Source organism: Alphaproteobacteria bacterium, assembly GCA_015231795.1.
Taxonomy (GTDB): domain Bacteria; phylum Pseudomonadota; class Alphaproteobacteria; order Rhodospirillales; family WMHbin7; genus WMHbin7.
Map to the genome: position 1 here is coordinate 1 of JADGAX010000013.1, position 8,167 is coordinate 8,167.

The following is an 8,167-nucleotide window of genomic DNA, read 5'->3' on the forward strand; positions in this document are numbered from 1 at the left end:
ACTGGGCTATCTGTTGGCCGGGCTGCTGGGCGGCACAAATTTCTGGGCGCTGGCCTTGCAGGCGGGCTTGAACCAGATCGGCCCGAAATATCAAAACGATTGGCAGGAACTGAAACTGGACGGCGAGATCGGACCCAAGACCACCGACGCCTTTAATCGCGTCTCGGCCAGCGCCGGGCCAATGGCCATGGCCGAAGGCATCGGCAATTTCCTGGGATGGCTGTGAGAAGCTGTCCGCCGCTAGCAATCAGCCGCCAGCAAGCAAAACGGCCCCGGATTTCTCCGGGGCCGTTTGCGTTTTCGAAAGTGGGCGCAGCCGTTACTCGGCCGCGTCCTTGGTGCCGTCCAGCTTGGGCATGCCCACGCCGGTCATGCGTTTCAGCATGTCGTAGCGGCGCCTGAGCAACACTTCCGACTGCTTGACCATGTCGGCAAAGCGGGCGGGATTCTGGCGCTTGGTGGACTGGAAGCGGGATTCCAGCTTCATGTACTCGTCCAGCGACGCCGTGGGTTCGCCCGAGTCCAGGGTCATCGGCCCTTCGTCGGTGCCGAACTTCCTGGGATCGAAGCGGTACAGCGGCCAGTAACCCGACTTCACCGCCAGGATCTGCTGATCCAGGCCGGCGGCCATGTCATAGCCATGGGCGATGCAATGACTGTAGGCGATGATCAGCGACACGCCGTCATAGCTGGCGGCATCCAGGATGGCGCGCACCGACTGCTGGTCCTTCGATCCGAAGGCCACCGAGGCGACATAGACGTTGCCGTAGCTGATCGCCTGCATGCCCAGGTCCTTCTTGCCCAATGCCTTGCCCGCCGTGGCGAACTTGGCCGTGGCCGCCATCGGCGTCGATTTCGACGCCTGACCGCCGGTGTTGGAATAGACCTCGGTGTCCATGACCAGGATGTTGACGTTGCGGCCAGAGGCCAGCACATGGTCCAACCCGCCATAGCCGATGTCATAGGCCCAGCCATCGCCGCCGAAGATCCACACCTGCTTTTCGACCAGATAGTCGGCCGCCAGCAACAGGCGGGCCGCTTCCGGCGACGTCAGGCCCAGCAGCTTTTGCTTAAGCTGTGCGACCAACGCGCGCTGCTTGGCGATGCCAGCCTCGTCGTTCGCGCCGGGGTGCAGAAGCTCGGTCGCCAACTGCTCGCCGATCTGCGAGGCCAGTTGCTTGACCAGGATGCGCGCCTGCTGCGTATGGAAATCGACGGCCAGACGGAAGCCCAGGCCGAACTCCGCATTGTCCTCGAACAGCGAGTTGGCCCAGGCGGGGCCGCGTCCATCGTCGTTGGCGCAATAAGGCGTGGTCGGCAGGTTGCCGCCATAGATCGACGAACAGCCCGTGGCGTTGGCGATCAGGGCGCGGTCGCCGAACAACTGGGTGACCATCTTGATATAGGGCGTTTCGCCGCAGCCGCTGCAAGCGCCTGAGAATTCGAACAAGGGCTGCAACAACTGCGTCGCCTTGACGTTGGTGAGCTTCAAGGCGGTGCGATCGACTTCGGGCAATTCAAGGAAGAAGTCGAAATTCTTCTTCTCGGCTTCCATGATTCCCATCTGCGGAACCATCGCCAGCGCGAAGCGCTCGGGATTCTGCTTGTCCTTGCCGGGGCAGACCTTGACGCACAGCGAGCAGCCGGTGCAATCCTCGGGCGCCACCTGCAACAGATAGGCGGCGTCCTTGAATTCGGTGCCCTTGTAGGTCATCGACTTGAAGCTGGCGGGCGCGCCCGACATCAAGGCGTTGTCGGCCACCTTGGCGCGGATGGCGGCATGCGGGCAAACCATCACGCACTTGTTGCACTGAATGCACAGGCTGGTTTCCCAGACCGGCAGTTCGTCGGCTAGGCTTCGCTTTTCGAAACGCGCCGTTCCGATCGGCCAGGTGCCGTCGGGCGGGAAGGCGCTGACCGGCAACAGATCGCCTTTGCCTTCCAGCATGACGGCGGTCACGGTCTTCACGAAGTCGGGCGCATGATCGGGCACCGAGGGTGGCAGGTCGTGATCGGCCGTGGCCAAGCCGTGCACCGGCATCTGTTCCAGATGGGCCAGAGTGGCGTCGACGGCTTCGAAGTTCTTCTGAACCACTTCGTCGCCCTTGCGGCCATAGGTCTTTTCGATCGCCTTCTTGATCTGGCTGATCGCCTCGTCCCTGGGCAGAACGCCGGACAGGGCGAAGAAGCAGGTTTGCATGATCGAGTTGATGCGCGATCCCATGCCGGTCTTCTGGGCCACTTCATGGGCGTCGATGACATAGACCTTCAGGTCCTTGTCGATGATCTCCTGCTGCACGCTTCTGGGCAACTTGGCCCACACTTCGTCCTTGCCGTAAGGCGCGTTCAAAAGCAGCGTTCCCTTGGGGGCGGCATATTGCAGCACGTCATACTTCTCAAGGAAGACGAAGTGATGGCAAGCCAGGAATTCGGCCTGATGGATCAGGTAGGGCGATTGGATGGCCCTGGGGCTGAAGCGCAGGTGGGAAATAGTGACGGCGCCCGACTTCTTCGAGTCATAGACGAAGTAGCCCTGGGCATACAGGTCGGTATTGTCGGCGATGATCTTGATCGAGTTTTTGTTGGCGCCAACGGTGCCGTCGGAGCCCAGGCCGAAGAACACGGCGCGGGTGACGTCCTTGGGGTCGAATTCGAAGTGGGAATCGACGGCCAGCGACAGATGCGTGACATCGTCGGTGATGCCAACCGTGAAGTGGCGCTTCGGTTCGGGCTTGGCCAACTCTTCGAAGATGGCGCGCACCATGGCGGGGGTGAATTCCTTGCTGGACAGGCCGTAGCGCCCGCCGATGATGGTCGGGTTCAGCTTGGTGCGGCCTTCCGCGCGGGCCTCGGCCAGGGCCGACAGCACGTCGCAATACAAGGGTTCGCCGACCGATCCCGGCTCTTTGCAGCGGTCGAGAACGGCGATGGTCTTCACCGACTTGGGCAGGGCGTCGATGAAATGCTTGATCGAGAAGGGACGGAACAGGCGCACTTTCAGCACACCCAGCTTCTCGCCATGCTGGTTCAGCCAGCCGATGGTCTTGTGAACCGTTTCGGCGCCCGAACCCATGACGATGACCACGCGCTCGGCCTGGGGATGGCCGTGATATTCGAACAATTGATATTGGCGGCCGGTCAGATGGGCGAATTTGTCCATCTCGGCCTGCACCTGATCGGGGGCCTTGAGATAGAACTGATTGCGCGCCTCTTGTGCCTGGAAGAAGGTGTCGGGATTGGCCGCCGTGCCGCGCACCTTGGGGGCGTCGGGGTTCAGCGCGCGCTTCCTGTGATCGGCCACCAGTTCGGGGTCGATCATGGCTTCCAGAACGGAATCTTCCAGATATTCGATCTTGGCTACTTCGTGCGAGGTGCGAAAGCCGTCGAAGAAGTGCAAGAAAGGCAGGCGCGTCGACAGCGTCGAGGCATGCGCGACCAGCGCCATGTCGTGGGCTTCTTGCACCGAACCCGAGGCCAGCATGGCGAAGCCGGTCTGGCGGGTCGACATCACGTCGGAGTGATCGCCGAAAATGGACAACGCGTTGGTGGCCAGGGTGCGCGCCGAAACATGCATGCAAAAGCTGGTCAGTTCGCCAGCGATCTTATACATGTTGGGGATCATCAGCAGCAGGCCCTGCGAGGCCGTGAAGGTGGTGGACAAGGAACCCGCCTGAAGCGCGCCATGCACGGCGCCGGCAGCACCTCCTTCAGATTGCATCTCGACCACGTCGGGGACCACGCCCCAGATGTTCGTGCGCCCGCCCGCTGACCATTCGTCGGACAGCTCGCCCATGGTCGAAGAAGGCGTAATGGGGTAAATGGCGATCACCTCGCTCAAGCGATGGGCGATCGAGGCGCAGGCTTCGTTGCCGTCCACCGTTACCATGGCGGGCGCATTCTTTCCCGCGGCAGTCTTTGCCGCGCCAGTCTTGGCAGGGGGCGTCTTCGTCTTGGGCATGGATTCCGCACTCCATTATCGAATTGTCATGATGCGGTGCCGCAAAGACGCCGCGAACGACCGCAGATTAGGCGATGTATTTCGCATGTGCAACCTGATTTTGAAACAATACTGCTTATTTCTGGGAAATCATGGTAATAAAGTTGCGCTGCGGTGCGAAATGACGTCGCCCGGCCCATCCCATGTAGTAATTCGATCTCGGCCATGACAGGCCTGCATGCCAAAAAATAATGAAAAGTGATATATTACAGACGGGTAGATGTGATCCCACCTCTGGCAAAGGAGGGTAGCCATGTCAACCAAGACGTTAGAGAAAACCGGCAAGGCGCCGGTTGGCAAGGCAGGGGCGGCCAAGGCCCCCGTGTCTTACGAGTACCCCAGCGGCTGGCTGTTCGAAGGTCTGGCCGATTTCGACCGGATGTTCGATTCCTTCATGGGTGGCCTGCCAATGCTGCGGGATATGGAACGTTCGCTGGCGGCTCTGCCAAAAATGGATGTGGCGGAGACCGAAACCGGGTTCGAAGTGACGATTGATCTGCCTGGTATGGACGAGGCCGACGTCAAGCTCACTCTGAAGGACGGTCTTTTGACCATCGAGGGCGAGAAAAAGTCCGAAACCCAGGAAAAAGGAAAGGATAAGGAATATCACCGCGTTGAGCGGCACCACGCGACCGTCATGCGCAGCCTAAGGTTGCCCGAAACGGTCGATGCGGACAAGATCACGGCCCGCATGGAAAAGGGCGTGATGACTGTTTCGCTGCCCAAACTTCCCGCCGCCGCCCGGGAACCCCGCAAGATCGAGGTGAAAGGCACGTAACTGATGCAGCTTGATAGCCGTTTTGCCAGCGGCCCGGCCCAGCCCGCCGGGCCGTTTGGTTTTGTTGGACTACGGCGTGGGAACCCTTAATACTGTTTTGCATTAATCGTGACCGATTAATGCAAGCCTCAATCGCCGGGCGGGATGCTCCGCATCCCTTGGCTCCCGCGCCATTGGGCGCGCGCGAGCCTTGCTCGCGTCCAAGCGGCAATAAGTTAAGCACTTTGCCGCTTGGTATTAATGCACGCTTAGGCTGACCTGGGCATAGCGCCAAGCGCCGGGGCGCAGCGGCTTGGCCGAGGCGACATAGATCGAATGCAGCGTGCCCTCGATATTATGGCTCCAATAATCGAGGAATTTGTGCAGTTCCGGATAGTCGGGGGCGTGGTCGTATTCCTGCCAAACATAGCTTTGCAGCACATTGGGGTGATCGGGCAGGTGATAGAAGATTTCGGCCGTGGTCAGGCGGTAATCTTTCAGCATCAGGTCGAACTCGCGCATGGCACCCTCCTTATGGGCAATGCTTGCCGGGAGGAAATTGCCGATCCGCTTTGAAATGAAAGGCGTTTCGGGTTCCGGCAGCGTTCTAGCCATGGTTCTTGCAACCCTTGGGCCAAACCGTCCAAAATCGCTAACATGAAAAGCTCGGGCTTGCAGCCAAAGGGCAAGCGCATTATGTTGCGCGCTCCTCTGTGTTGGGGCGTAGCCAAGTGGTAAGGCAGCGGTTTTTGGTATCGCCATTCCTAGGTTCGAATCCTAGCGCCCCAGCCAATGTTTTCAATGGCTTAGAGAAAGACAGAAAATTTGGCCCGGATTTTTCGGGATAATTTGGGGCCACTTAAGATTGCTTGGTGACCATCTGAATCCAGTTGAAACAGCCTAAACCAGCTTCGACAGGCACGACGGAACCTTCATGGCGACGGTTTGCATCGCAGCCGCTCTTGCCTGCTTCCTCAAGTGAGTCTTGCCTTAGTCCTAACCTACCGTGCCGTGCCAAAAAACAAAGCATCACGTTCCAGGGGCTGAGGCATGTTCCCACACCGGCGCCGAAAGCACCAGCCTGACCAAATCGGCCTGGGTTGCTGCGCCTGTCTTTCCGAAAACGGATTGCAGATGCGTTTTTGCCGTCGGGATTGAAATGTTCATATTCGCCGCGCAGGCATCGAGCCGCTCGCCCCTGGCAATCAAGGCGGCCAATTCGACCTCGCGCGGTGTCAGGCCATAGAGGCGCTGAAGCAACTCCAACATCGTTTCCTGCGGACGGTCAGGATCGGTGATGTACAAGGCGGCCACAGGTTGCGGCAAGGCGATCTGCTTTCCTGCCATTTCATTCCGATGAAGCGAGGCGATGCGCAGGAATAGAGGGGTGCCCGCCTGGCGGGTTATGGCTAGCGCCTGATGAGGCTTGCTGCCATCCACGGCACAAGCGATGGCCGATCTAAGAGCTTCCGAAGCATCTGATGTATTGCCCCAAAGCCTTCCGTGATTGAACAACAATCCGTCTCCGGCTTCAAGAATGCGCTGCGCAGCCGTGTTCGCATGCAGTAAATGACTTTGCGCATCCGCGATGGCCAGCCCCATCGGCATCGTGTTCAGCACTTCGAGGGCGGCCCACTTCTCCTGCTCCAGCCTGAGAAACTGCACAACCAAACGGATGGCCCGCCTGAGATGCGGGACCAGTCGTCCCATGCGCCGCAAATCGCTCTCATCAAAAATTGCATCTTGGCGTCTGCGGTAGAAGCCAACGGCGGACATGGTTGTTTCATCGACGAAGGAAACGCCCAAAGTGTATCTAAGCCCATTGGGGATCAGACAATCCACGGCCATTGGCGAACGGTCAAGCTCGTCATGGGGCATGACAAGATAATCCGAAAAGGGCCGACCGGGGTTTGCCATGCTGTAGAGCACACGTAAATCCGTTTGGCCATGCTGGATCGCCTTGGCAAGCTGGTCTGGATTGAGATTGTACAGGGCGCTGTAGACGCCGTTGGCCACCTGCGCATCGGTGATGATGATCGATGCCGCCTTGGCGTCGAACGCATTGGCGCAGACGTTTAAGAACTCCTGCCAGCGCGAGGAATCGGTGATGGCTTCGTAAAGAAGCTCGATGGCGCGTTCAAGCACCATATCCGGGGGGCTGTCCATGGCTGTCATGATGCTCTACCTATTCAATCCTCTTCCTGGTAAGGCCGGTTGCGTCCATTTCCCACACCGGTGCCGAGAGGACCAATCTGACCAGGTCGGCCTGGGTGGCGGCGCCGGTTTTCGAGAAGATCGATTGCAAATGGGTTTTGGCCGTCGGCTTCGATATCTTCATTCTTGCCGAACAATCGTCAAGCCGTTCGCCTTTTGACAGGGCCGCCGCCAGTTCGACTTCACGCGGCGTCAGTCCGTACAGACGTTGCAGAAGCTCGAGCATCGTTTCTTGGGGACGGTCGGGATCGGTGATATACAGAATGGCCAGCGGCTGCTCGAGGGATATGATGCAGCCCTCAAAGCTGTCCTGGCGTAGGGAGCCTATACGTAGCAGCAACGGAGAACCTTCCAGCCGGGGCAAGGTGATGCCCTGAGGCGTGTGGCCGTCAATTGCCGCGCGGATTGCCTGCTTCAATTTCGAGGTGCTATCGGAATCCGAACCCCATAGAAGATTGTGCCTGACCAACAAACCGTCCTTGAGACCGAGAATCTCCCTGGCGGCGAGATTGGCATGCTGGAGATGGGCCTCGGCATCGGCGACCAGAATGCCAAGCGGCATGGTGTCGAGAACGCTCATGGCCGCCCATTTGTCGCGTTCGAGTCGCATAAACTGCGTAAAGAGACGTACGGCGCGGCGGAGATGGGGAACCAACTTTCCTAGTTTTGCGACTTCCCTCTCGTTAAATACTCTGTCTGAGGGAGAGCGGAAAAAAACGAAACCGGAGTTGACTCCGTCCTGCGGCAGATGCACGCCCAGGGAATATTCGATGCCGTTTGGGCGCATTACCTCGGTAAACAGACGGGACCTGTCGAAATGCGCCTGGGGAAGTTCCAAATGATCGGAAAGCGGTCGCCCCGGATTTTCTTTCCATAATGGCAAACGCGGGTCTTCGGCGACATAGTCCATGAACCGCACGAGCAACCCCGGATCCAGCTTGTAGAAAGCGTTGAACAGCCCGCTTGACCAAGTAGGATCAAGAATATTGATCGAGGCGGAACTGGCGCCAAACACTTTGGCGCAGCTCTCCAGAAGCGGTTCCCATTTGGTGGAATCGGTAACCGCTTCGTACAAGAGATCAATGATCGGTTCCAATTCGCTGGAACCGTCCGTTTTGCAAGCAAGTCCCTCCATGATGCCCTGCCTCCCGCTTGCGGCCATTGCATCAGCTAACGGTCCTGCGGGGCGCGCGCACAGC

6 protein-coding genes and 1 tRNA gene are annotated in these 8,167 nt (G+C 59.0%); 3 read left to right on the plus strand and 4 right to left on the minus strand.

Annotated features, from left to right (window positions below):
* The coding region (locus tag HQL44_16800) for a hypothetical protein (GenBank protein ID MBF0270244.1) at positions 1-226 on the plus strand (226 nt) is incomplete at its 5' end.
* A gap of 93 nt (positions 227-319) precedes the next feature.
* Here HQL44_16800 and nifJ read toward each other — a convergent pair.
* Entirely contained in the window at positions 320-3,886 is a 3,567-nt protein-coding gene (gene nifJ / locus HQL44_16805; GenBank protein MBF0270245.1) for a pyruvate:ferredoxin (flavodoxin) oxidoreductase, read from the minus strand.
* Positions 3,887-4,250: 364 nt separating this feature from the next.
* Here nifJ and HQL44_16810 point away from each other — a divergent pair, with 364 nt between their 5' ends.
* Positions 4,251-4,775, plus strand: coding sequence for an Hsp20/alpha crystallin family protein (locus HQL44_16810; protein ID MBF0270246.1), 525 nt, complete (start codon positions 4,251-4,253; stop codon positions 4,773-4,775).
* Between the two features lie 237 nt (positions 4,776-5,012).
* On the opposite strand, the gene HQL44_16815 is transcribed toward HQL44_16810, so the two are convergent.
* Positions 5,013-5,276, minus strand: a complete 264-nt coding sequence (locus tag HQL44_16815) for a Usg family protein (protein MBF0270247.1) — start codon at positions 5,274-5,276, stop codon at positions 5,013-5,015.
* A gap of 195 nt (positions 5,277-5,471) precedes the next feature.
* On the opposite strand from HQL44_16815, the gene HQL44_16820 reads away from it, so the two are divergent.
* A tRNA-Gln gene (locus HQL44_16820) sits at positions 5,472-5,546 on the plus strand.
* 237 nt (positions 5,547-5,783) lie between these two features.
* On the opposite strand, the gene HQL44_16825 is transcribed toward HQL44_16820, so the two are convergent.
* Complete coding sequence (locus tag HQL44_16825; GenBank protein ID MBF0270248.1) at positions 5,784-6,920, minus strand: helix-turn-helix transcriptional regulator; 1,137 nt, start codon at positions 6,918-6,920, stop codon at positions 5,784-5,786.
* A 19-nt stretch (positions 6,921-6,939) separates the two neighbouring features.
* The gene (locus HQL44_16830; protein MBF0270249.1) at positions 6,940-8,103 is read right to left on the minus strand and encodes a PAS domain-containing protein; all 1,164 of its coding nucleotides are present in this window, start codon (positions 8,101-8,103) and stop codon (positions 6,940-6,942) included.
* Positions 8,104-8,167: the final 64 nt, after the last annotated feature.